Source organism: Desulfosporomusa polytropa, from assembly GCF_055380075.1.
The window spans coordinates 3,077,668-3,102,860 of record NZ_AP042400.1 but is presented as its reverse complement, the minus strand read 5'-3'; the positions used below and the strand labels follow the sequence as shown (position 1 = coordinate 3,102,860).

Sequence of the window (25,193 nt, the reverse complement as noted above, 5' to 3'; positions counted from 1 at the left end):
TTACTATTCTGCGGGAGGTATTGTTTTGCGTAAAGTGGTAGAGATGGTTGACCAGATTATCCAGAAAATAACGAGCTTGGCAACTGTGCTTGCAGGGTTGTTTATTCTGGCTACAGCAGTTATGGTATGTTATGAAGTTATTGCCCGCGGACTCTTCGATGCTCCCACTGAATGGTCGCTTGAAATGTCAGTGTACTTAGTGCTGGCAAGTGGTTTTCTAGGGTTAGCAGCTACGTATGCTGATGATAAGCATATTCGAGTAGATATTTTGACAGCAAGGCTATCTGAACGCAGTAATACCTGCCTAAATATTTTTGTAGGCCTCGTTTCACTAGGGATGTGTTTGGTTTTTCTAGTGGAGAGTTGGGATATGGTACTGACGTCCTATCAGATGAACAATACTTCACCGAGTACGCTTAGGGTGCCTTTATTCATTCCGCAACTATCACTGCCGGTAGGTTTTTTGCTGCTGTTCTTGCAGCTTGTCCGTAAAATTATGTTAGACATCTTAGACTTGAGTACTAAGCGGCCCCCAGCTTCAGAGATAGCAGCGCAAAGGAGGGACGACTAAGTGGAAGTTTTAATCGCTGTATTATTGTTGCTCCTGCTTACTGGTGTGCCGGTGGCTTTTAGTCTCAGTCTTGCCGGCCTAGCTGGTATGTACTTTTTGGCTGGTGGGGCTGCTACTTTTGCCCAAGTTCCGAATATTGCCTATAAATCGCTTGACGATTTTGTGCTTTCGGCAATACCGTTATATGTTCTAATGAGTCAGATTCTCCTTAGTGGCAAAGTCGGCAGTGATTTATTTGAGGTGGCCAGTAAATGGCTGCGCCACTTGCCTGGTGGTTTAGGAATAGCAACTATTTTAGCTTGTGCTATCTTTGCTGCTATTTCCGGATCAAGTGTAGCTACTGCTATAACCATTGGGGCGGTGGCTATTCCCGAGATGTTATCACGTGGTTATGACAAGCACATGGTACTTGGCTCAGTGGCGGCTGGTGGCACACTAGGTATTCTGATACCGCCAAGTATTCCGATGATTCTATATGGTTCTATTACCGGAGAATCTGTTGGTGAACTATTTATATCCGGGGTTGTACCAGGGATACTGCTGACGTTGTTTTTTATTATTTTGGTTGTGTTCCAGGCTAGAAATGTAGTGCCAGAGCCGGCTACTTCTTGGGCAGAACGACTGGAGGCTTTGCGCCATTCTTTCTGGGGGCTCTTGCTGCCTGTTCTTGTTGTGGGCGGAATTTACGCCGGCTGGTTTACTCCCACTGAGGCAGCAGCCGTTGGTACTGTCTATAGTATCATTATTACCTTCTTTGTGTACAAAACACTCACATGGCGTGACTTATCAAACGTTCTTACCGATACTGTTAAAACAACAACTATGATTTTTGCCATAATTATCGGTGCCATGATGTTTGGTTTTGTTTTAACAGTGCTACAGTTACCTCAGCACATGACTGAATTCGTAATTGGGCTGGATGCTGGTCGTTGGGTGATTTTTGTACTCATTAATCTAGTGCTATTATTTTTGGGTTGTTTTTTGGAGACGGTATCAATCATTCTTATTACCCTACCGATTCTGTACCCGATTATCATGAAGCTAGGCTTTGACCCAATCTGGTTTTGTGTAATTATGGTTATTAACATGGAGTTGGCACTGATTACCCCACCTGTAGGGATGAACTTGTTTGTTATTCAGGGAATTAGCGAAAATACACGAATGGAGGAAATCGTCAAAGGTGTATTGCCGTTTGGTCTGGTGATGGTACTGCTGATGGTCATATTGGTCTTCTTTCCGGGTATTGCGACTTGGTTACCTGCGTTTCTTAAATAGTGATGTCATGGTAAAAGGCTCCTGTGGGAGCCTTTTACTTCAAATTTATGTGTTATAAGGTAAGGTGGTAGGAATATGCCAAAACTAACAGATATTCCTGGAATACGTATTGGCCATGCTGGCAACCCGGTGGCAGCTACTGGTTGTACAGTAATTCTTTGTCCTGAAGGTGCAACCGCTGGGGTGGATGTGCGCGGTGGTGCGCCTGGCACGCGGGAAACGGATTTACTTAATCCGGTAAACTATGTGGACAAGGTGCATGGCATTTTGCTGGCAGGCGGCAGTGCTTTTGGACTAGATGCAGCTGCAGGGGTTATGCAATACCTGGAGGAACAGGGCTGCGGGTTTGATGTCGGTGTAACCAAGGTGCCCATTGTGGCTGGTGCGGTGCTGTTTGATTTAAACTGTGGCGATTACCGGATACGACCGGATAAGTGTATGGGCTATGAGGCCTGTCAGCTGGCTGACAATCAGGAAATAGTCGAAGGTTCAGTGGGGGCGGGTACCGGGGCGACAGTCGGGAAAATTTTTGGTACCGAGCATGCTATGAAGGGCGGTATTGGGGCAGTGTGTTTAGGTGTTGGTAATTTGCTGGTAGGTGCCATTATCGCCGTCAATTGCCTCGGAGATGTAGTTAATCCTGCTAATGGCAGCATTGTGGCTGGTGCGTTTCAAGCTAATCCCTTTGGTTTCTTAAATTGTGAAGAGGGTCTGCTTGCGCAGCAGGAAAAACCAATCAATAGGTTTGCCGGTAATACCACTATTGGTGCGGTTATTACCAACGCAGTCATGACCAAAGGGCAGGCCGCCAAGGTGGCGTCGATGGCGCATAATGGTTATGCTAGAACCATCCGCCCAGCACACACGCTGTTTGATGGAGATACCATTTTTGCCTTAGGGACCGGCCAGGTTGAGGCTGATATCAATGTAGTCGGTGTGCTGGCCGCCCGGGCGGTTGAACAAGCCGTACTCCGCGCGGTAACTCAGGCTAGTTCGTTGGCAGGAGTTATGTGTTGTGGGGATATCTAAGCCAGTAGGACTTAACCTTATATATAATCACTAATACAAAAAGATGGCTACTTCAATGCTGGCAGTAGCCATCTTTCTTATATTGTAAAGAACCAGGGGCTGTGTGAAAACACAGTCTCTTTACGTTAAGCCAACACTTCGGCTACTGAAGTCAATGGAAGGTTATGAGCTTCGGCAACACCTCTGAAGGTAATCTTACCTGCATAGGTATTAAGGCCTGTAGCCAACCCGGGGTCAGCCTGGAGTGCGTCCTTCCAGCCCTTATTGGCAATTTGCAAGGCATAGTCAAGTGTGGCATTGGTCAGTGCAAAAGTTGAGGTACGCGAGACCGCGCCGGGCATATTGGCCACCGAATAATGAACTACACCATGTTTTACATAGGTAGGATTGCTGTGCGTAGTAACACGGTCAATTGTTTCGACTGAGCCGCCCTGATCAATTGCTACGTCAACAATGACTGAACCAGGTTCCATGGATTTAACCATTTCCTCGCTAACCAGCTTGGGAGCTTTTTCTCCAGGCAGCAATACAGCCCCAATAAGGAGATCGGCTTTTTTCACCCAACTGGCAATATTATAGCTGTTGGACATAACGGTTGTTACTCGCCCGCCAAAGATATCGTCAAGATAAACCAGACGGTCTGCTGATGTATCAAGCACGGTAACCCGCGCGCCCATGCCCACAGCCATCTTAGCTGCATTAGTACCAACAATACCGCCGCCGACAATAACGACTTGAGCCGACTCAACACCAGGTACGCCGCCTAATAAAATGCCCTTACCGCCGAATGGTTTTTCCAGACAGTGCGCGCCTACCTGCACTGCCATTCTCCCTGCAACCTCGCTCATGGGGGATAATAATGGCAGTGTGTGATTACGTTCAATTGTTTCGTAGGCAATACCGGTTACCTTTTTATCAAGCAATGCCCTGGTTAATTCAGGCTCAGGTGCTAAATGCAGGTATGTGAAAAGAATTTGTCCTTCATGAAACAACTCGTACTCAGGAGGCAAGGGTTCTTTCACCTTGATAATCATTTCAGCCTGGTCAAACAATGCTTTTTTGTCTGCAAAAATCTGCGCCCCGGCTGTTATATAGCTTTCGTCGGAAAACCCACTGCCAACACCGGCGCTTTGTTCAACAAGCACCGTGTGGCCAGCCCTTTTCAAGGTTTCGGTACCAGCCGGCGTAAGTCCCACCCTGCTTTCATTATTTTTGATTTCCTTTGCTACACCAATAATCATTTGTTTTCCCCCTTATAATGATTGATTAAGTTACGCCGCTAAAATAGCGTCGTGTATTGAACGATTAACAATGCAATTATTATGCCAAAGATAGTGAATGAGAGGATGTATGTCACGTTAATAAAATAACGTGGCATATTATGGTGTAGTGACTTGCTTAAACAACATAATGGATATAGAATGTATTTGTCATAAAATGTTAATTTGAAACGATATCACTCTTCAGTTTGAGCCAATAGTAAAGTGTATATTATTCAGGGCTTTGTAATGCGAAGAAGAGAGGTAAAAAGTTGAAAAGTATAGCTAAAAGAGAAACTCTATTGGACGAACTTCGGCATAAGATTCAAGGCTATGAGACAATTCTCGGGAGGTTGGACGTAGGTATTCATGTTATTGACGAAGAGGGTAAAACCATTGTCTATAACGAGACTATGTCAAAACTGGAAGGCTGCGAGGTGTCCGAAGTATTAGGAAAAGACCTTTTGAGTGCGATGCCGCATTTGACGGTAGAGAACAGCACATTGCTTACTGTTCTCCGGACAGGGACAGCGCTGCCTGACCGCCAGCAGAACTATATTAACGCTAGGGGTAAGCAGATTGTTACAGTAAATAGTACCACGCCGCTTATTATTGACGGGAAGGTAAAAGGGGCATTAGAGATTGCCAAAGATATAACCTTTATTCAAGCATTAGCAGATAAGATTGTAAATCTGCAGGAGAACTTGATTAAACAAAAAACAAGAGGTCAAATGCCGCACCATCCTAATACCCGCTATACCATTGAAAGTATTTTGGGTGAAGCACCGCAATTAAGAGTAGCTATACATTATGCTGAACGAGCAGCACACACGTCTTCGAATGTTCTCATATTTGGTGAGACAGGTACTGGTAAGGAGCTATTTGCTCAAAGTATACATAATCTAAGTCCGCGCAAGCGCCAGCCTTTTATTGCTGTCAATTGCGCGGCATTGCCGGAACAATTATTGGAGGGGCTGTTGTTTGGTACGACAAAGGGCGGTTTTACCGGCGCGATTGACAGGGCAGGTTTGTTCGAGCAGGCTAATGGCGGTACGTTATTGCTAGATGAGCTTAATTCTATGAATATGGAACTGCAGGCTAAACTCCTCCGCGTTCTTCAGGAAAACATAATAAGGCGGGTAGGCGCAGTCAATGAAATAGCTATCAATATGCGGGTTATAGCTACCATGAATGTGGAACCGGCTGTGGCTATCGAGCAAAAGAAACTACGGGAGGATCTGTATTACCGCCTCGGTGTAGTGACAATAAGGATTCCTGCTTTGAGGGAGAGAAGAAGTGATATTGCTATTTATACGGATACCTTTATTAAAAAATATAGTACGATTTTAACCCTAAAGGTTAAGGGCGTTGATAAAGAAGTGGAGGATACTTTTTTACGGTACAACTGGCCGGGGAATGTTCGTGAATTACAACATGTAATTGAGGGAGCTATGAATCTCGTTACAGATGATGAATATATTACAATGGGGCATTTGCCGATGCTGTTTTGCGCCAATGCGGCAAATACGCTAGAACGGTCTCAAGAGCAGGTTGTGCATCCTGTTGCTTTCCCCAAAGGGCTTTCCCTGGGCAATCAAAGGGAATTGCTGGAGATGGATAATATTGCTGCTGCGCTGGCTAAAACCGGCGGTAATATTACCCGGGCTGCTGATTGTCTGGGTTTGACTCGTCAAGTGCTGCAATACAAAATAAAGAAGTATAAAATGAAGTAGCTTTATAGGCCGATGGCTTAAAAACAGGCATTGATTGTGCAGTATGTTTTGATAGAAACATAACTGCAAATCAACGTAGAATTTTTGCCATGGGCTATTCTTTTGTAGAAAACTAGTTGCAAACAATGGGACAGGCATGCAGGGAAGCAATACGAGATGAGATAAGCTGTACCGCAAAAAAAATTGCTCCAGGTTATTGGCTGAAGTGCGGAAAAAATTGGTTCTATCTTCTGGGAAAAAATAGTCGATGACTTTTGACAATAGCACTATTTATGCGAGTTTAATGGGTCAGTGGATGATTGTGTTTGAATCATATGGACTGGTGCAAAAAAAACGGCGTTAGTGCCATTTTTTTTGCAGACTAAGAACAGTTAAATACGGAATAATCAGTCTTTTCCGAATTTGGCATTAATCTTGCTGTTAAAAGAAATGGGTATGTAGCGAAGGTGTTACAGATAAATATGACAGTTAGTTTTGCCGAAGAATGATAAAACGAGGAGGGATATTAATTGTTCGGGGTTGGTAACTTCTATACGAACAGAGTTAGTTAGCGAGAAATGCCCGGTGGGTTAAGAGCGAAGAGTGCGCAAAAATGGAGGAGTGTAAAACTATGGATAAACTGGAGATAGCTCAGGAAAATTTGCACCGTGGCTTGCATGACCGGCATATTCAACTTATTGCCATGGGCGGTGTCATTGGGGTTGGACTATTCTTAGGCTCTGCATCAGCTATCAAAACTGCAGGCCCAGGAATTTTGTTAGCTTATTTAGTAGGCGGTATTATTGTGTTTTTTATTATGCGGGCATTAGGTGAAATTGCTGTAACATATCCTGTATCTGGTTCGTTTGCTCAATATGCCACTACCTTTCTCGGTTCGAAATTTGGCTATATTACTGGCTGGAATTATTGGTATCAATGGGTAGTGGGATGTATGTGCGAAATCACGGCAGTCGGCATGTATATGAAGTTTTGGTATCCGGATATTGAACAGTGGATACCTGCGCTTGCGGCACTGGCTTGTATGACAGTTGTCAATCTGGTGGCGGTTAAATTTTATGGAGAATTTGAGTTTTGGTTTGCCCTAATTAAAATTATAGCGATTGTTGGTATGATTTTGATTGGCTCTCTGATGATCTTATTTGGGATAGGTAATGAGGGTGTGGCGCTGGGGATATCTAATCTGTGGGCCAACGGTGGTTTTTTACCCTTTGGCATACAAGGGGTGTTTATGTCTATGGTTATGGTTACCTTTGCTTATTGTGGCAGTGAAGGTATCGGGCTAACTGCGGGAGAGGCTAAAGATCCCAGCAAAACGTTGCCGTCGGCGATAGACAAAGTTTTTTGGCGGGTATTGATCTTTTACGTTGGTTCGTTATTTGTAATACTATCAATCTATCCTTGGGATCAGATTGGAACTATTGGCAGTCCGTTTGTTGCGACATTTAAAAAACTTGGTATTTCAGGTGCTGCAGCCATTATCAATTTCGTAGTAGTCACAGCTGCATTATCTGCCTGTAACACTGGTATTTACTCTTCCGGACGATTCTTATACAGTCTGGCGCTGCGGGGAGAAGCTCCTGTCTATTTTAGAAAGCTGAATAGTTCTCAAGTGCCGCAAAGGGGGATTTTAGCTACTTCAGCAGTAATACTGGTAGGGGTAATTCTCAATTATTGCGCTCCTGCGCAGGTTTTTGTTTATGTAACAAGTCTTAACGTTTCGGGTGCTTTGTGGACCTGGCTGATGATTCTTTTGACACAGCTGAAATTTAGAGAAAGATTGATGCCAGATGAAATTAGCAAATTAAAATATCGTATGCCTGGATCGCCATATACTAATTGGATATGTATAGCATACTTGTTGTTAGTAGCTATCATCATGTTTGTTAATGATCAAACGCGTATTGCAATATACCTTGCGCCGGTATGGTTTGGATTGCTGTATTTTACGTATTCGGTATTTATTGCTAAAAACTCTGGTAAAGACACTATAAATATTAATATAAAGGAGTGATTTTCGTGAATAAGATCATCGCGGGCAATTTGGGTGAAAAAATAAGAAACATTGCTGTTGAACTTACCCATATCCGTAGTGTTGTAGGTACCTATGGGGAAATTACTATTGCCGAAGAAATTTATAAGCATTTAGAAAAAATAGAGTATTTCAAGAAACATCCGGATAATTTACGGTACCTGCCACTAAAAAATGATGAATTGGGCAGGAAAAACGTCCTGGCGTTCATTGAAGGAACAAAGCGACACTCTAAACGGACAATATTGTCTCTCGGGCATATTGATACTGCCGGTATTGATGATTTTGCAGAATTAAAGGAGTATGCTGACAAACCAGAAATAATCCAAGAAAAATTAAAATCCATTAAATTTTGTGAGGAAACACTGGCCGAGATTCATTCACCTGATTGGATTTTCGGACGGGGAATCTTTGATATGAAAACCGGTGTGGCGGCATTACTCGTCATGCTGGAAGAGTTCTCCAAACAGGTTGATGACTTGGAGGGCAATATTGTCTTTATTGGTGTTCCCGACGAAGAGGGTAACTCTGCCGGCATGCTTTCCGGTGTTGAGGATCTGGAACAGCTTGCAATGGAGCGGGACTGGGAGTTTATCGCCGCTGTTAACACCGATTATATGACAACAAAGTATCCTGGTGATGACAACAAATATGTATATATTGGTACGGTGGGAAAACTATTGCCTTGTTTTTATCTTTATGGTGAAGAAACCCATGTTGGAGAAGCCTTTAATGGACTTGATGCTAACCTTCTGGCGTCAGAAGTCTTGTATCAGGTAGATTTGAGTACAGATCTTTGTGATATAGCCGATGGCGAGGTTACGCTGCCACCGATTAGCCTTTGCCAGCGGGATTTGAGAACAGAATATTCGGTACAAACAACCAACGCGGTTAATCTGTACTTTAATTATGCAACCCACTCAAGTCAGCCGGATGAAGTTTTAGCAAAGTGCAAAGCAAAAGCGGAGCAATCGTTTGAGAACGTCATTAAAAGGCTGAATGAAGAATATGAAAAGTATTGTAACCTGTCCAATATACCTTTCCGAAAACTGCCGTGGAAAACACAGGTACTGACGTATGATGAACTATATCGGCACGTAAAAAGTGAAATGGGGGATAAGATTGATGAAATTATCGCAGGCCTAGTCGCTGCTTTAAAGCAAAAAGGTGTGGATGATAGAGCGTTTTCTCTGGCTATTGTTCAGGAAGTACATAAATATTATTCTGATCAAAATTCAAAAATCGTCGTGTATTTTGCGCCGCCCTATTATCCTCATATTTTTGTTCAGGGATATGACGCAAAGGAAAGAAACCTGCTTTGTGCTGTTGAACAAGCGGTGACTGATGTTAAAGTACAATATGATTATAATATTGTGATAAAAAAGTTTTACCCCTATATTTCGGACTTGAGCTACTGCAGTATTTCTCAAAACACTGCAAATATCAAAGGGTTAACAGATAATCTGCCGGCGTGGCCACATAAATACAATTTGCCTATAAAGTCGATGCAAAATATCAGTATGCCGGTAGTCAACATCGGACCCTTTGGCAAAGATGCCCATAAGCTGTCGGAACGATTATGCACTGCCTATTCTTTTGATGCCATGCCCCAAATTTTATATAAAACTCTGCAAAATTTATTGAAATAAGATTGCATGTTATTAAATGGAGCCGTCCGATGGGCGGCTTTATTCACTTATTATACAGAGCGTATAAATTTGTTAAAAGCAAGATAAAGGCAACCGCGGCTTCTGTCAGAGGCTTGGCGTACTTATGCTTGGCATTGTTTTTGCAAGATATCTTATTGATAAATAAAATACATTTTGAGGTGGAGGTTTTACCATGGGTTATCCTTTTGTAGAAATTGATTTGGAGAAGATAGCGGCGAATACGCGGCTGCTTGTTGAATTATGCAGGAAACAGGATATTCAGGTTGTAGGTGTAACTAAAGCTTTTTGCGCTGATACAGCTATTGCCCAAACGATGATAAACGGCGGGGTACAGATGCTGGGAGATGCCAGAATACAGAATCTCCGTAAACTTCGCGAAGCGGGAATCAAGGTTCCATTCATGCTGCTGCGGATTCCTATGCCTAGTGAAGCCGATGAAGTTGTAAGAATCGCTGACTGTAGTTTGGCTTCTGAATTTACAACGATGCGTCAGTTGAGTCAGGCAGCAAAGAAAGCCGGATATGTTCATAATGTTGTTTTAATGGTCGATATGGGAGATTTGCGGGAAGGTGTTGTGCCGCAAAAAATTTTGCCATTAGTTCAACAAAGTTTGCTTTTACCCGGAGTTAGGATACAGGGTTTTGGTGTTAACTTCGCTTGCTATGCCGGTTTGATTCCAACGCCCGAGATCCTCAATAATCTGGTTAGTCTGACGCAAGAGGTGCGGGAGAAAGTTGCGATGGAACTGCCTGTTATTTCAGGCGGTAATTCGGCCAATATCGAATTACTGCTAAATGGCGGCATACCAGCTGAAATTACCCAGCTGCGACTAGGGGAAAGCATTCTTCTTGGTCGGGAAACTGTACATTACAGACCCATTCCCGGTGCGTATCAAGATGCTTTCATTTTGCATGCCGAAGTTATTGAAGTTCAGGAAAAACCATCAGCATCTCAGGGTGAAATGGGTCGGGATGCGTTTGGCGATATACCTGTACTTGAGGACCGGGGGATTAGAAAGCGGGCTATTGTTGCGATTGGCCGGCAGGATGTTACGCTGGAAGGGTTACAGCCGCTCTTGCCAGGCGTGGAAAATTTAGGCGGCAGCAGTGACCATTTAATACTTGATGTTACTGATGCGGACAGCGTGATATCTGTTGGGCAGGAGCTGTGCTTTTCAATAGAATATGGGGCGTTAGTCCATGCTATGGTTTCTCCGTATGTATCCCGCGTTTACAAATATCCGGAAAATTATTGTTGCGGGTAAAGGCTGTGAGCAAACTGCAAGTAAAAGATACCTGTAGTTCAATTTATCTTAGCGTGCGAGTCAAGACTCCCGCCTCTATAGGCGGCGTCAGTTCAGGTGGAGTAGAATCTCCACCTGAACTCCCGATGTTTCAGTTTGGCTGAAACGAGTTCACTCACTGCGATAGTGCAAAAAAAACAGCAATGCTGCAAATTTTTTTGCAGCGGGCGATGATCTATTATGGAGTAAATAGAGCACGCGCAGGTTTCTGAAAATTGGCATCATTCTTGCAATAGGTAAATTACAAACATGTATTGTGATGTTTATAATTACGAGGAGGTTGATTTTATGGAGAATGTTAAAGTGATTTTATGGGGCTTGGGTTCGATGGGCAGTGGTATAGCTACCGACATAGTAACAAACAAACAGGGTATTGAAATTGTGGGAGCGATTGGACAAAATCCTGCCAAAATCGGTAAAGATTTAGGTGAAGTACTGGGGCTAAATCGTAAGCTGGGCGTTATTATCTCCGATAAGCCGGAACAGGTGTTGGCAAATAATAAAGCTGACATTGTCCTTCACTCTACGCAGTCGTTCACCAAAGATGTATTTCCGGAGCTTGCCCTTATTGTGAATTCTGGCAAGAATGTTATTACCATTGCAGAAGAAATGTCGGCACCGCAGGTAGAAACTCCTGATTTGGCAGATGAGCTTGATAAGCTTGCCAAGAAGAACAATGTAACGATTCTTGGTACCGGTATTAATCCCGGCTTTGTTCTTGATACACTCATTTTAACGATGACCGGAGCCTGTCAGATTGTTAATAAAATTTGGGCCTCACGTGTTAATGACCTTTCGCCGTTTGGACCGACAGTTATGAAAACGCAAGGGGTAGGGACAACGGTGGCAGAGTTTCAGGCCGGGGTAAAGAGTGGTGCAATTGTTGGCCATATTGGTTTTAGGCAATCCATATACATGATTGCTAAGTCCTTGGGCTGGAAGCTGGATAATATTGTTGAAACCAGGGAACCGATCATTACTAATGTGTATCGGGAAACACCGCACGTTAAAGTTCAGCCGGGGATGGTGGCAGGCTGCTGTCACATTGCCAAAGGCTACAAAAATGGGTTAGAGATTATTACGCTGGAACATCCGCAGCAAATTCACCCTGAACTGGAAGGCGTTAAGACAGGTGATTATATTGTTGTCGAAGGCACACCAACGATTAAATTTGCTGACGAACAGGAAATTCCCGGCGGCATAGGTACAATGGCTGCTGCTGTTAATATGATTCCACAGGTGATTAACGCCCGCGCCGGTCTTCTTAGCATGCCGGAACTTCCTGTTATCAGTGCCCTAATGGGTGATGTCCGTCAATTGATTACACGTTAGCAGGGGAAGTAATCCGTTAAGTGAGGTGGATTTTCTTATGGAAGGTAGTCATTTTGATGATAAGGTCAACGGTGTGGTGTCCCAGCAGTCTGGTCTAGATCGAGGAATGAAAAGCAGACACCTGTTTATGATTACTTTAGGCGGTGTTATTGGTACCGGGTTGTTTCTTGCTTCGGGGTCTACAATTAATCAGGCCGGTCCTGGCGGTGCTGTTGTGGCCTATGCTATTGGCGGTTTTATCATGTATATGGTTATGCTTTGCCTGGGTGAATTGGCTGTGGCTATGCCTATCGCCGGGTCCTTTCAAACCTATGCAAGTACCTTTATCTCGCCGTCGATAGGCTATCTGTTAGGCTGGTTATTCTGGTTAAACGGGGCAACGACTATTGGCATTGATTTGGTCGCAGCCGGAATGCTGATGAATAATCTAACCGGAGTATCTGAGTGGGTATGGGTACTTGGGTTTGGTGTTATATTGTTTGGACTAAACTCGCTGCGGGTAGGAACGTTCGGCGAATCAGAGTTCTGGTTTGCTGGTATTAAGGTAGTCGCAATTGTAGCCTGTATTATCACCGGAGGTTTGGCGATGACGGGGACGATCGGCGGGCATAGTCCGATTGGTATCAGCAATTATTTTGCTGATGGTTTATTTCCTAATGGTGTTGGGGCTATTTTGCTGGCTATGCTGACAGTGGCTTTTGCATTCAATGGTACAGAGATTATTGGGATTGCCGCCGGTGAAAGTGAAAAACCGGAAAAAACCATTCCGAAGGCCATTAACGCTACAGCTGTCCGCACGCTGCTGTTCTATGTTTTGTCAATTATGGTGGTTGCTGCAATTGTCCCGTGGAAAGAAGCCGGGGTTAAAGAGAGTATCTTTGCCGAGGTTTTCCAGTATGCCGGTATTCCGGGTGCTTATACGATTATGACACTTGTTGTTATTACATCGGCACTTTCTTGTGGGAATTCCTGGGCATACAGTGCTACTCGGATTTTGTGGGCTATGTCGAAAGGTGGAATGGCGCCTGAGTCTTTAGGCAAATTGAACAAATATCAGATACCGATGAACGCTTTGATTTTGACAATGGCTGTGTCAGGAGTATCGCTGCTTTGCAGTGTGTATGCTGCTGATAGTGTATATCTATGGCTTATCTCTATCTGTGGTTTAGCCGGAGTACTTGGTTGGATGGGCATCTGCGCATCGCAGTTTTTCTTCAGAAAGGAATTTATCAACAGCGGTGGCAAGGTGAGTAATTTAAAATACCGGACACCACTGTTCCCGTTAGTTCCCGCTTTAGGTTTTTTCCTTAACGTGATTATTGTCATTGGACTATGGTTTGATGACAATCAGCGAATTGCAATTTATGCAGGGATACCATTTATTATTGTGGTCATGATCTATTATTACGTGGTAGTGGCGCCGAAAAGGGCAGCTAGGAAAGACCAAATCACAAACGGGTTAAAAATAGGTTAAAAATAGTATGATTTCTAAGGGAGGAGAGCATTTTGGCTTATGCACGGCAAGGAGACTGGGTACAAATCTATCAGGTTGTTTTGCAGGCCGGAGAACGGGCTCCGCAAGTACCGCCGGAAACAATGCAGGTGCCATTGGAATTGAAGGTTAAAGGTTTTTTATTAGATGAACAGGCGCAAATAGGAGAGCAAGTTACTATTTGTACTTTGGCCAGAAGGCAGCTGTCTGGTAAGCTGGTAGCAATAAATCCTGCTTATGGCGTAGATTATGGTCTGCCGCAACCTGAATTAGTTACTATTGCTGGAGAATTGCGGGGCCTGCTGAGGGGGGAACATGATGCGTGACACAAGTTATCAGGCAGTTATGGCTCGCCGGTCAGAGATTATCCGGCGCGCCACTAATATTGACTATTGTGAATTTGAAAGCGGCAGTATTGCTTTTGACTATGAAAAAATGATGCGCCAGGCGGCTTATGATATTGCAGAAGTTGCTGCGATTCAGCGAGAAACTGCTATCGGCGCAACGCCGCTAATTGAACTGAAAAATATTACGAGGCTTGTTAGGCAGATAGCGCCTCACGGTAAGGGAGCGAGAATTTTTCTCAAGGATGAAGCAGCTAATCCTTCAGGTAGTTTCAAAGCCCGCCGGGCGTCGGTGTCGGTATACCATGCTTGTAAGCATGGTTATCCCGGAGTCATCGCTGCTACCAGTGGGAACTTTGGTGCTGCCATAGCCTCACAGGCAGCTATGAGAAATCTTAGCAGCATTATCATTCAGGAGGTTTTTGACAGTAGAGGTGTTTGTCAGCCGGAAATCATGGAAAAGGGGCGGGCCTGTGAGGCCTATGGAGCAGAAGTATTACAATTATCAGTCGGGCCGGAATTGTTTTATATGTTTCTTTTGGTATTAGAGGAGACGGGATTCTTTAATGCATCGCTGTATACGCCTTTTAGCATTGCCGGTATCGAAACCTTAGGCAAGGAAGTTGCTGAGCAAACGAAACAGTATGTCGGATGTTATCCTGATGTTGTGGTTGTCACTCATGCCGGTGGGGGTAATGTGACAGGTACTGCCCGGGGACTGCGGCATGCAGGCTGTGATAAGACAAAAGTTATTGGCGCCAGTGTTGATTTGTCCGGCCTGCATATGGCTAGTGACAATGATTTTAACCGCAAGTCGTTCACAACCGGACATACTGGTTTCGGAGTTCCCTTTGCCACTAATCCTGACCGGGTTGATGTACCTCGCAATGCCGCGCGCCCGCTTCGTTATTTGGACCGTTATGTCACTGTAACCCAGGGTGAGGTATTTTATGTTACGGAAATGCTAGCTGCCTTGGAGGGTATTGAGCGTGGTCCGGCAGGTAACACTTCGCTGGCAGCGGCCATTGCTTTGGCTAAGCAAATGAGTCAGGAGGAAGTTATTGTGGTACAGGAGACCGAGTACACCGGGGCGGGAAAACATCCGTCGCCACAACTGACATTTGCTAAAGCCAACGGTATTTCCGTCCGGCGTGGGATGCCGACAGATAACATACCCGGTAAAACCATTGTTATTCCTGAAACTCCTGGCCAAATATCTGTTAAGGATATTGACCTTGATAAAATGCGATATTCCTATATCCGTAATGCTTTGAGCCAGAATAGGCGGCCTAATTTGGCAGATATTGAGTTTTTAGCGCAGGAGACCAGGCTTTTACCTGCGGCTGTGGAAGAGCTAGCCAATCAGATAATGAGTAAAAAATAGCCCAAAAATATGCAGGAGGTGAACCGGGGGATTCCCGGATTATATGCAAAGACAAGATGATTTTCCGGAACGGCGTGTACAGCTGGCTGCGCTATCTGACGCAGAGCTGAAAGAACGGTTTTGGCAGTTAACCGAGCAAGTGGTTCAGCCATTAGTGGAATTAGCCCGTACTCATACTTCGCCTTCTGTTGAGCGCTCTGTGTTGCTGCGCATGGGCTTTTCCAGCATACAAGCCAAAGAAATTATTGATAAGTGTGGAGAAAGAGGAATGCTGGGCAAAGGAGCAGGTCATGCCGTATGGCGGCTTGCACAACTGGAAAACATAGCTTATTTGGAGGCGGGAAAGCATCTGGCGCAAGGTGCAGGCTGGGATCGTCTGCAGGAATTTTGGCAAATGGGAGGGGAGTGAGCATGACGCTTAAGGCTGATGAAAAATTAAATTTAAACAATTTGCTGGCAGATTTACAGAGTTATCGTCCCCGTCGTAAAGGCTGGACATGGCGCAGTCATCCGGGAGCCAGACAGCTGGGACCTTTTACTTATAACCAGGTTTCCGAACCGCTCAAGCAATCCTGCCCATTGCCAGCTGCCAAGTATTTTAACAACATTGATCCGCAGCCTGATTGTGTGATAACTACCGAGATTGCTTCCGGCCGCTTTGAGGATGATATTCGCAGGATGCGGATGGCCGCGTGGCATGGTGCTGATCATATCATGGTTATTCGCACCGCAGGCCAAAGCCATTTTGATGGGCTTATTGAAGGTACTCCGGAAGGCGTTGGCGGTGTGCCCATAACCCGTAAACAGCTGCGAGCTACCCGCAAGGCGCTTGATTTGATTGAGGATGAGGTTGGCAGACCAATTAACTTTCATTCCTATGTGAGTGGGGTCGCTGGTCCGGAGGTGGCAGTACTGCTTGCTGAAGAAGGAGTAAATGGTGCGCATCAGGATCCGCAGTACAATGTATTGTATAGGAATGTTAATATGCACCGTTCCTTTGTAGATGCGGCAGTTGCCAAACAGATAATGGCAGCTACCGGCATGGCACAGATTGACGGGGCGCATAATGCCAATGCTACGGCTCGGGAAGCCTGGAAGGTCATGCCTGAGCTTATGGTACAACACGCTATTAATTGTCAGTACTCCATTCTGGTTGGTATGCCCAAAGACAAGATTTGCTTATCAACAGTGCCGCCCACTTCCCCGCCGGCTCCCTGTATTAGTCTTGATTTGCCCTATGCTGTTGCTTTGCGCCAATTGTTTGAAGGTTTTAGATTCAGGGCGCAGATGAATACCAAGTATATGGAGTCGTGTACCAGGGAAGTAACCGTTACTCACGTACTCAACGCCTTGTTGTCACGGTTAACCAGTGCCGACATTCAGAGTACCATTACTCCTGATGAAGGTAGAAATGTTCCCTGGCATTATAATAATATCCACGGAGTTAACACGGCAAAACAGGCTTTGCTTGGACTTGATGGTTTGCTGAATATGGTCAGTTTGAATTTCGACGGCGAATTGGGGGTCAAAGTTCGCGAACTAAAGGAACGCGCCTGCTTATTTATGGAAGAGATTATTGCTGCTGGCGGTTATTTTTCAGCAGTCAGTCAAGGTTTTTTTGTTGATTCTGGTATGTATCCCGAACGCAATGGCGATGGAATCGCCCGCCAGATCAACGGTGGGGTAGGTGTTGGTACAATTGTACCGCGGGATGTCGACTATATGGCACCAGTGTGTGATCATTTTGGCTACAACGCATTGCCTGCAGGGGTGACCAAGGCTTGCGAGCTGATTGGTGGTTGTACCTTGTGCAGCCCGGATAAAATAGTCTGGATAGATGAATTGGATAAGGAGGACAATGTGCACTGTCGGATGGCTGAACATGATGTAGAACGGCGTCAGGGTCTGTTGCAGCCTGAAGTTCAATGGCATGGGGATGGCATTGTATGTATGACTATGTTTTTGCCAGCTGCCGAGCGGGTGGCTGAGTTTGCTGCCAAAAGCATTGGTGAGCGGATGGGGTTTGAGGATGTAGAGGTCATTCATAAACAAATTATGCATCCCGCCGAAGGTACTTTGGTGGAAGTCAAGGGCCGCATTCCTTTTGCTATTAATCCGGCAGAACTGGTGATACCTCCTGTGGAGGAAATATTAACCGAAGATGCAATCAGGCAGTATGTTGCCGATCACCAATTTAAAATAGTGGCTGCTACTGTTGGCGAAGATGAACACTCGGTGGGTTTGCGCGAAATATTGGATATAAAGCACGGTGGTATCGAAAGATTTGGTATAGAGTGCCACTACCTGGGAACCTCTGTGCCTGTGGAAAAACTGGCTGATGCAGCTGTTGAGCTTGGTGCTGATGCTGTCTTGGCAAGCACCGTCATATCCCACGCGGATATTCACCGGCTCAATATGCGGCGGTTACATCAGTACTGTCAGGAAAGAGGGATTAGAGATAAATTGATTGTCGTTTGTGGCGGTACACAAGTAACTAACGAACTAGCTGTTATGGAAGGAATGGACGCCGGCTTTGGTCGGGGTACCAAGGGTGTGCAGGTTGCCAGTTTGCTGGTAAAACGGCATAAAGAACTAGGGAGCAATAAGAATGAGCATGTTTGATGTGCTTGTTGCAGAAATCGGCAGTACGACGACTGTTGTTAGTGCTTTTTCCGGCGTAAAAGCTGGCGTGCCAATGCTGGCCGGGCAAGGCCAGGCTCCGACAACGGTTTTAGCTGGAGATGTTACACTTGGATTATCCCAGGCAATTGACGCGCTGGAAGGACAACTAGGGTTCCCTGTTGTGTGGAGAGAGATGATGGCTTCCAGTAGTGCAGCTGGGGGTTTACGCATGACGGTTCACGGCTTGGTTTATGATATGACAGTCAAAGCAGCCCGCGAGGCTGCTTTGGGAGCCGGTGCCAATATTCATCTGGTGACAGCGGGGGAACTGAGTGCAGTAGATCTTGAGGAAATTCGCAGAATTAATCCTAATATTATTTTATTGGCCGGTGGGGTTGATTATGGCGAAAAGCAAACTGTTATTACTAATGCCAACAGGTTGGCAGCAGGGCTTTCGCCGGCTATACCGGTGATCTATGCAGGCAATGTTGCTGCAAAGCAACAAGTGTGTGCAATATTCACTAACCAAGGGTTTAGTGTAAAGGCGGTTAGCAATGTTTATCCCCGAATTGATCAGCTCCAAATTGAACCCACCCGGCGAGTTATTCATGAAGTTTTTGAAAAGCATATTACGGAAGCGCCAGGTATGAGCAAAACCCGCGAATTGGTCAGTGGACGCATCATTCCCACGCCGGGTGCTGTTATGCAAGCTGCCTGTTTGTTGCGGGAAGAGATTGGTGACCTTGTTGTTCTAGACGTTGGCGGGGCGACTACTGATGTACATTCAGTAACAGAAGGTGATCCTGAGATTGCCGCTTTGTTAATTGCACCTGAACCATTAGCTAAACGTACTGTGGAGGGTGATTTGGGCGTTTATATCAATGCTGACAATGTATTGGCGCTAACTGACTGTGAGCGGTTGTGCGAACAGCTATGCTGCCAGCCGGAGCAGTTAGCTCATTTGCGCACACCGTTGCCGGTAACTATGGCAGAAAAAGAGTTTGCGGGAATTTTGACTGAGCTTGCGGCAACTACGGCGATAAAACGGCATGTCGGCACAATAGAGTATATTTATGGGCCAACAGGACGAATGACACTTGCCAGGGGAAAAGACCTAACAGCTGTCAAATGGATTATTGGCACCGGGGGAGCGTTGACGAGATTACCGGTTGGCCATTGTATTCTGAACAGTATTAATGTTCCACGCAATAACAGTTATTTATTGCCGCATAATGCCCAGGCACTTATTGACAGGCACTATGTTATGGCGGCGGCGGGGTTACTGGCTGAACGGTATCCTGAGGCAGCGCTGCATTTAATGAAACAGAGTTTGGGAATAGCTTAATGCTTCCGGGGGCTACTATCGAAAAGGCGAGATTGTCACACTGCGCTCGCAGTGAAGCAATCTCGCCTTTGTATTTTTTTCTTCCTAATTCCTACTGATACTGCTTAATAAAACGACCAATTCTCTCCAGCGCCTGAGAGAGGTTACTGACTGAGGAAGCATAAGAACAACGGATGAAGCCTTCGCCACTTTCGCCAAAGGCATCGCCTGGGACTACGGCCACTTTTTCAGCTTTTAACAGTTCTTCAGCAAACTGCAGTGAGGTTAGGCCGGTTTCTTTAATAGAAGGAAAGATATAGAAGGCTCCTTTGGGCTCAAAACACTTGAGGCCCAGCTGGTGCAAGCCATCCAGTATTAGCTGGCGGCGGCAGTTATATTCAGCCACCATACTGTCCATTTTATCTCTGCCATGACGGAGGGCTTCAATCGCCGCAATTTGAGCGGTAATGGGAGCACACAGCATGGTGTATTGGTGGATTTTGTTCATCGCCGCAATAAAATCAGGATTAGATAACGCATAGCCAATTCGCCAACCTGTCATAGCATAGGCCTTAGAAAAGCCATTTAACAGAATGGTTCGATCACGCATCTCCGGCAGGCTGGCAAAACAGGTGTGAGTACCTTCATAGGTCAAATCAGCATAGATTTCGTCTGAGATAACAATTAGGTCATATTTTTTGGCAAACTGCGCAATGGCCGTTAATTCCTGTTTGGGCATGATTGCGCCTGTCGGGTTGTTGGGATAACCGATTAAGAGAACTTTGGTGCGGGGGGTGACCAGCTTTTCCAGCTGTTCTACAGTAACGCGGAATTCATCCTCCATTGTGGTCGGGACTGGCACCGGCTGGCCACCAGCCAGCGTGACACAGGCTTTGTAGGAAACATAACAGGGTTCAGGGATGAGTACTTCATCACCAGGACTTAACAGCGCACGGATAGCCAGGTCCAGTGCTTCGCTGACTCCGACGGTGACTAAGGCTTCGGTACGCGGATCATAGGTGACCTGATAGTTGTTGTAGATGGTGCGGACAATTTCCTCTCTAAGTTCTAGGAGACCGTAATTGGACGTATAGGAAGTATAGCCCTTATGCAGGCCGTGCATGCAACTCTCGCGGATATGCCAAGGGGTAATAAAGTCAGGTTCGCCGACGCCTAGCGAGATAACGCCCTTCATTTCGGCTGCAATGTCAAAGAAGCGACGAATACCGGAGGGCGGTACAGCTTTGACAGCCGGTGACAGGCGGTTAGCCCAACTCATGGCGACACCACCAAACGGTGATCTTCTTCCCGATCATTAATAATTACGCCAGCATATTTGTAGGGCTTGAGCATAAAGTGGGTGGTAGTACTGATAACGCCGTCAATGGTGGACAGCTTGGTAGATACGAATTTAGATACTTCTTTGAGGGTATGGCCTTCGACCATAACGCTTAAGTCATAGGCGCCAGACATTAGATAGAGGTTAACCACCTCAGGGAAACGGTAGATGCGCTCGGCAATGGCGTCAAAGCCGACTTCGCGCTGGGGGGTTATTCTTACATCAATGATGGCAGTTACCTTATCTTCGCCAGCTTTCTCCCAGTTGATAATCGGCTGGTATTTGACAATGATTTTGTCATCTTCCAGTTGTTTGATTTGCGCAGCCACTTCTTCTTTGGTTTTGTGGAGCATGGCGGCCAGCTGTTCAATTGGCTGCGTACAGTCTTTTTCTAATTGTGCTAATAATTCTTTCAATGACTCTTTCACAAGTAAGTGCCTCCCTTAATTTATTAGATAAGCCTTAGTCGTTCAATCCAGGGAAAGTTAACCTTTCCATCTGGGAAAATAAAAAATCCCGTCCGTAAAAGGACGAGATTATAGTTCCCGCGGTACCACCTAAATTAGCCACAAGGCTCGCTTGATCCTGTTAACGCCAGGTACGGTAAGGCCTACTTACTTTCAGCCTCCAGCTCAAGGGTGGCTTTCTTATACTGCCTTCCGCCGGTTTTCACCATAGCCGGCTCTCTGGAGGTAAGACAGATATAATACTTTCCCTATCATCACAATGTGGATATTAAGTTTTTTATAGAATACCATAAAAAACGGCCTGGGGCAAGTCGAATATTCAGTTTTTTTATATTTATTTGCTCAGGTCTTTGAGTAACTTTTTGATTTCGACTTTCTGGGTCAGTAAGCCATTTTGCACCAAAAAGTCCTGAGTTTTTTCCAAGTCTTTAATATCACTGTCTTTGATGCTAGGGTCAAAGTCATACCAGCCGTACATCTTCTGGACATCTTCAATGGAGATACCTGTTTCTTCGGCTGCCAGGCGATAGACTTCTTCCGGGTGTTCCTTCATGTAGGTTAAGCTTTGCTGGTGGACCTTCATATACCGTTTGGCTACATCAGGGTTTTCCTTCAAAAACTTACCATCTACGGCAATGACAATGGTGGCATCTAAGAGGCCTTCGCCTGTAGTAATAATCCGGGCGCCAGCTTCTATGGCTTTTGGCACAGCCGGACCGGCGACAAGTGCGGCATCGGCGTCACCGGATAGTAACGCGGTTACACCCTGGGGAATGCCCATATTAACATAGTTTACGGCATCGCCAGATAAGCTATGCTGATTGAGAGCCGCTAATAGTAGCTGATGGAGAATAGTGCCTTTGGGGCCAGCTACCGTTTTGCCTTTAAGGTCGGCTACGGTTTTGATGTCTGGACTCTTGACCATTATCGTAAAGGCTTTGGGAGCACGACTGTACATCCCGATAATTTTAATATCAAGTCCATTGGCGGCGGCCAAAATGGCCGAAGTACCACCTAAAGCATTACAGAAGTTGAGTGAACCGGCAGCTAAGGCAGATGTCATTTTGGGGCCTTCGGTTATTTCAGGATAGGTAATCTTGGTGTTGTCGTTGGCAAATTCTTTTTCAAATAGTCCCAGTTTTTTCTCAACAATCGAGGGTACATTAAGGGGGAGCTTAACATAGGAAATTGAGATCGCGTCTAGTTTTTTGGCAGCTGGTTGGCTGCTGCCGCAGCCGGTAATTGTCACTGTAAAGGCGACAAGCAGCAATAAGGTCGTTAGTTTTTTCATAAAGAGGAACTCCTTTCAAATCATTCTGTCATAATGGCTTGCAGTACCTGGGTTCGGATATCATAAAACTCTTTGTCAGCCGTATTGCGGGGATAGGGTAGTGGGACAGCGAATTCATTGAGAATTTTTCCATCGCCCATGACAATAACCCGTTGGCCAAGCAGCACAGCCTCATCAACATCATGGGTAACAAAGAGAATAGTTTTACCAGCCGGGCGAAATAGCAGGACAAGTTCTTTCTGCAAGGCGGCTCTGGTAAAGGCGTCTAGTGCGCCTAGTGGCTCGTCCATCAAAATGATGTCCGGATTAAAGCACAGCGCCCGGCCTACGGCTGTCCGCTGCGCCATGCCGCCAGATATTTGGGAAGGATAGGCACTACGAAAGTCTTCCAAATGGAGCAGCTTCAGATAATGAGTTACTGTCTGCTCTACAAGCTTTCGGTCAGTTTCTTTGAGTAACGCAAATGCCATATTGTCTTGCACTGTCAGCCAAGGCATGAGTCGTGGTTCTTGGAATACCAGCCCAATTTTGGCATTAGACGGGGTGAAGAGTAACTGGCCAGAAGTTTTTGCTTCCAGGCCAGCAACCAGCCGGAGCAATGTTGTCTTGCCGCAGCCGCTGCGCCCGACAATGGTCACAAACTGGCCAGTCTCGACTGTCAGGTTAATATCAGTTAGCGCCGTAAGCTGATGATCTTCGAGTAAATAGGTTTTACCAATGCCATTAAGGGTTAACGCTGTCATGAGCTGCCGTCCTTTTTGCCCAGGGCATACTGTAATGGGCGATTTTTAAAAACAAATAATCAATACTATAGCCGATCATGCCAATTGTCAAAATACCGATAATGACAATATCTGAGCGCGAAATTTGCTCAGCATCCAAAATCATATAGCCGATGCCCGCAGAGGCTGCAACTAACTCAGCACCAATCAATGCCCGCCAACTGTAGCCTAGTCCCAGACGCATGCCAACAATGATCGCAGGCAGACAGGCAGGTAGAATAATTCGCCGGAACTTTTCGTAAGGATTCAAACCAAATGCATCACCAACCTCTAGCAGTTTTTGATCACATTGGCTGATGCCATTTAAGGTATTTAAAAATATGGGAAAAAAAGCGGCCATGATGATAACCGCCAGCTTAGAGGCTTCGCCAATACCGAACCAGAGTATAAGCATGGGAATACAGGCAAGTGGCGGAATATGTCGGACAAATTCGAGCGGCGGGTTGATAAACGGGGCAAACCGCCGGTTCATGCCAAGCAAAATAGCTATGGGAAAAGCAAATAAAAAGGAAATACTAAAGCCGGCAATAACCCGATAAAAGCTTGTTGACAGATGTTTTAGCAGGGTGCCCTTTTCTAAAAGTATAAGTGTTGTTGCCAATACCTGCTCTGGAGGTGGAATGATATAAAAACTAATTAGTTTGAGCTTAGATACAATCAGCCAAACCAGGAGTAGGAAAGCAGGCAAGGCAAGTCCTTTGATCAAGTTCATTAATGAGGTAAGCTCCTTTATATAATGGCAAATGCTACTAAATTCGACAGGTGTGCACCGCTATTCCTGCCCTACTGCTACAAATAGTAAGGATGGTTTTCTAAACTTGATCGGCGCGTATGCTATAATGATAAGCGAAGGAGGCGCAGCAATGACTAAACTCCACTATTTATACCAATGGTTAGAAAAATATATCCACACTTTTTATACTGACGACAAATTCATTATGGACCGCGTGCTGCTGAAAGAGGAGCATAGTAAACGGGTAGCAGACAATGCCGTACAGCTTGCGCATTATGCACAGCTTACAGCTCGTCAACAAACCCTGGCTGAAGTCATAGGTCTATTTCATGACCTAGCCCGCTTCCGGCAGGTTACCGAATATCGCACTTTTGTGGATGCTGAATCCTTTGACCACGGCGATGTAGGTGCAGCCCTGCTAGAAGAAACAGGAATACTGCAGGAGTTTTCGCCAGTCGAGCAGGCTGCGATTGCTTTTGCCATCATAGCGCATAATAAAATGGTTATTGCACCGACAACGCCAGAGAATGAGCTGTTCGCCAAAATTATCCGTGATGCGGACAAACTCGATATTTTCCGGATTTTGCCACCCGTCCAGGCCAATCATGATTATTCTCCCAAAATGATTGAGCAGCTGAAAACAGGCGGCGTCTTATCCTATATTGATGTTAAGACGTTGGCCGACAAGCGGCTCATTCGGTTAAGCTGGTTTTATGATATCAATTTCGACTGGACATTAACACAACTGGTAGAAGAGGGACAGCTAACAAGGCAGTTGGCGGCTTTGCCTGATACCGCAGACTGTGGCGTGATTAAAGAGACCTTAAACCAATATATTGCTAGACGGATACAAGGAGCCAATTAATTGATTATCCAACAAAAAAATCCTGAGTTAAAAGATGTGGTTAAGTCATAAGGTACCGGAGAACCTTCCCCCTTGTATTTCTAAATTAAGTTCTTGCAAATTTTGCGAGATATGATATTATCAAAATGAGCTGCAACTGTTGTATGGGTGACATCCATTAGGAGTCATACCGTTAAGCAATGATAGTTGTAATCTCAAACGACAACTATATACACATTTAGCCGCTTGGATCCAATGGACTGAGACGGGAGGTAAAATAAGGGATTACTATGCCTTCTGGACATGCCAGAGGGCTTTTTTGTTTCCTCGCTCAGTTGTGAAAGGTAAATATGGAGGGGAGAGATTTGCA

21 protein-coding genes and 1 other annotated feature are annotated in these 25,193 nt (G+C 45.4%); of the genes, 15 read left to right on the top strand and 6 right to left on the bottom strand.

The features are described from left to right. Nucleotides 1-34 precede the first annotated feature (34 nt). The 3 genes from ACZ449_RS16425 (at nucleotide 35) to ACZ449_RS16415 (ending at nucleotide 2,875) form a co-directional block, all read left to right on the top strand. Complete coding sequence (locus tag ACZ449_RS16425) at nucleotides 35-571, top strand: TRAP transporter small permease subunit (RefSeq protein ID WP_464261891.1); 537 nt, start codon at nucleotides 35-37, stop codon at nucleotides 569-571. After that, nucleotides 572-1,846: a TRAP transporter large permease gene (locus tag ACZ449_RS16420; protein ID WP_464257140.1), complete on the top strand. Its 1,275-nt coding sequence runs from the start codon at nucleotides 572-574 to the stop codon at nucleotides 1,844-1,846. A 75-nt stretch (nucleotides 1,847-1,921) separates the two neighbouring features. Further along, complete coding sequence (locus ACZ449_RS16415) at nucleotides 1,922-2,875, top strand: P1 family peptidase (protein WP_464257139.1); 954 nt, start codon at nucleotides 1,922-1,924, stop codon at nucleotides 2,873-2,875. Between the two features lie 125 nt (nucleotides 2,876-3,000). Here ACZ449_RS16415 and ald read toward each other — a convergent pair whose 3' ends face one another. Beyond that, a complete protein-coding gene (gene ald, locus ACZ449_RS16410) occupies nucleotides 3,001-4,116 on the bottom strand; it encodes an alanine dehydrogenase (RefSeq protein ID WP_464257138.1) in 1,116 nt (371 codons plus the stop codon). Nucleotides 4,117-4,406: 290 nt separating this feature from the next. Here ald and ACZ449_RS16405 point away from each other — a divergent pair, with 290 nt between their 5' ends. The 11 genes from ACZ449_RS16405 to ACZ449_RS16355 all read left to right on the top strand — a co-directional run bounded on the left by ACZ449_RS16405 (nucleotide 4,407) and on the right by ACZ449_RS16355 (nucleotide 19,388). Next, nucleotides 4,407-5,867 carry a sigma-54 interaction domain-containing protein gene (locus ACZ449_RS16405; RefSeq protein WP_464257137.1) on the top strand — a complete coding sequence of 487 codons (1,461 nt, stop codon included), beginning with the start codon at nucleotides 4,407-4,409 and terminating at the stop codon, nucleotides 5,865-5,867. 610 nt (nucleotides 5,868-6,477) lie between these two features. After that, nucleotides 6,478-7,878, top strand: a complete 1,401-nt coding sequence (locus tag ACZ449_RS16400; protein ID WP_464257136.1) for an amino acid permease — start codon at nucleotides 6,478-6,480, stop codon at nucleotides 7,876-7,878. A gap of 5 nt (nucleotides 7,879-7,883) precedes the next feature. Then, nucleotides 7,884-9,545: a M20/M25/M40 family metallo-hydrolase gene (locus tag ACZ449_RS16395; RefSeq protein ID WP_464257135.1), complete on the top strand. Its 1,662-nt coding sequence runs from the start codon at nucleotides 7,884-7,886 to the stop codon at nucleotides 9,543-9,545. A gap of 193 nt (nucleotides 9,546-9,738) precedes the next feature. After that, nucleotides 9,739-10,830 carry an alanine/ornithine racemase family PLP-dependent enzyme gene (locus ACZ449_RS16390; RefSeq protein ID WP_464257134.1) on the top strand — a complete coding sequence of 364 codons (1,092 nt, stop codon included), beginning with the start codon at nucleotides 9,739-9,741 and terminating at the stop codon, nucleotides 10,828-10,830. A 327-nt stretch (nucleotides 10,831-11,157) separates the two neighbouring features. Next, nucleotides 11,158-12,201, top strand: a complete 1,044-nt coding sequence (ord, locus tag ACZ449_RS16385; protein WP_464257133.1) for a 2,4-diaminopentanoate dehydrogenase — start codon at nucleotides 11,158-11,160, stop codon at nucleotides 12,199-12,201. Nucleotides 12,202-12,238: 37 nt separating this feature from the next. After that, nucleotides 12,239-13,675 (top strand): amino acid permease, encoded by a 1,437-nt coding sequence (locus ACZ449_RS16380; protein WP_464257132.1) that lies wholly within the window; start codon nucleotides 12,239-12,241, stop codon nucleotides 13,673-13,675. A gap of 32 nt (nucleotides 13,676-13,707) precedes the next feature. Then, nucleotides 13,708-14,019 carry a 2-amino-4-oxopentanoate thiolase subunit OrtA gene (gene ortA, locus ACZ449_RS16375; protein WP_464257131.1) on the top strand — a complete coding sequence of 104 codons (312 nt, stop codon included), beginning with the start codon at nucleotides 13,708-13,710 and terminating at the stop codon, nucleotides 14,017-14,019. Beyond that, nucleotides 14,009-15,421: a 2-amino-4-oxopentanoate thiolase subunit OrtB gene (gene ortB / locus ACZ449_RS16370; protein ID WP_464257130.1), complete on the top strand. Its 1,413-nt coding sequence runs from the start codon at nucleotides 14,009-14,011 to the stop codon at nucleotides 15,419-15,421. Before ortA ends, ortB begins: the two co-directional genes overlap by 11 nt. A gap of 43 nt (nucleotides 15,422-15,464) precedes the next feature. Continuing rightward, nucleotides 15,465-15,830 (top strand): ornithine aminomutase subunit alpha, encoded by a 366-nt coding sequence (locus ACZ449_RS16365; RefSeq protein ID WP_464257129.1) that lies wholly within the window; start codon nucleotides 15,465-15,467, stop codon nucleotides 15,828-15,830. A 2-nt stretch (nucleotides 15,831-15,832) separates the two neighbouring features. Next, nucleotides 15,833-18,043, top strand: coding sequence for a D-ornithine 4,5-aminomutase subunit OraE (gene oraE / locus ACZ449_RS16360; protein ID WP_464257128.1), 2,211 nt, complete (start codon nucleotides 15,833-15,835; stop codon nucleotides 18,041-18,043). Continuing rightward, complete coding sequence (locus ACZ449_RS16355; RefSeq protein ID WP_464257127.1) at nucleotides 18,030-19,388, top strand: GlmL-related ornithine degradation protein; 1,359 nt, start codon at nucleotides 18,030-18,032, stop codon at nucleotides 19,386-19,388. Before oraE ends, ACZ449_RS16355 begins: the two co-directional genes overlap by 14 nt. A 91-nt stretch (nucleotides 19,389-19,479) precedes the next feature. Here ACZ449_RS16355 and ACZ449_RS16350 read toward each other — a convergent pair whose 3' ends face one another. From ACZ449_RS16350 to ACZ449_RS16330, 5 genes are all read right to left on the bottom strand, one after another. Beyond that, nucleotides 19,480-20,646 carry an aminotransferase class I/II-fold pyridoxal phosphate-dependent enzyme gene (locus ACZ449_RS16350; RefSeq protein ID WP_464257126.1) on the bottom strand — a complete coding sequence of 389 codons (1,167 nt, stop codon included), beginning with the start codon at nucleotides 20,644-20,646 and terminating at the stop codon, nucleotides 19,480-19,482. Next, nucleotides 20,643-21,122 carry an Lrp/AsnC family transcriptional regulator gene (locus ACZ449_RS16345; RefSeq protein WP_464261890.1) on the bottom strand — a complete coding sequence of 160 codons (480 nt, stop codon included), beginning with the start codon at nucleotides 21,120-21,122 and terminating at the stop codon, nucleotides 20,643-20,645. The genes ACZ449_RS16350 and ACZ449_RS16345 overlap by 4 nt, the downstream gene beginning before the upstream one ends. A gap of 107 nt (nucleotides 21,123-21,229) precedes the next feature. Beyond that, nucleotides 21,230-21,437: a binding site (T-box leader), on the bottom strand. Nucleotides 21,438-21,507: 70 nt separating this feature from the next. Next, nucleotides 21,508-22,464 carry an ABC transporter substrate-binding protein gene (locus tag ACZ449_RS16340; RefSeq protein ID WP_464257125.1) on the bottom strand — a complete coding sequence of 319 codons (957 nt, stop codon included), beginning with the start codon at nucleotides 22,462-22,464 and terminating at the stop codon, nucleotides 21,508-21,510. Nucleotides 22,465-22,484: 20 nt separating this feature from the next. Then, a complete protein-coding gene (locus ACZ449_RS16335) occupies nucleotides 22,485-23,207 on the bottom strand; it encodes an ABC transporter ATP-binding protein (protein WP_464257124.1) in 723 nt (240 codons plus the stop codon). Next, complete coding sequence (locus tag ACZ449_RS16330) at nucleotides 23,188-23,958, bottom strand: ABC transporter permease (RefSeq protein WP_464257123.1); 771 nt, start codon at nucleotides 23,956-23,958, stop codon at nucleotides 23,188-23,190. Before ACZ449_RS16330 ends, ACZ449_RS16335 begins: the two co-directional genes overlap by 20 nt. A 151-nt stretch (nucleotides 23,959-24,109) precedes the next feature. On the opposite strand from ACZ449_RS16330, the gene ACZ449_RS16325 reads away from it, so the two are divergent. Then, on the top strand, nucleotides 24,110-24,844 hold the full coding sequence (locus ACZ449_RS16325; RefSeq protein WP_464257122.1) for an HD domain-containing protein: 735 nt from the start codon (nucleotides 24,110-24,112) through the stop codon (nucleotides 24,842-24,844). Nucleotides 24,845-25,193 lie beyond the last annotated feature (349 nt).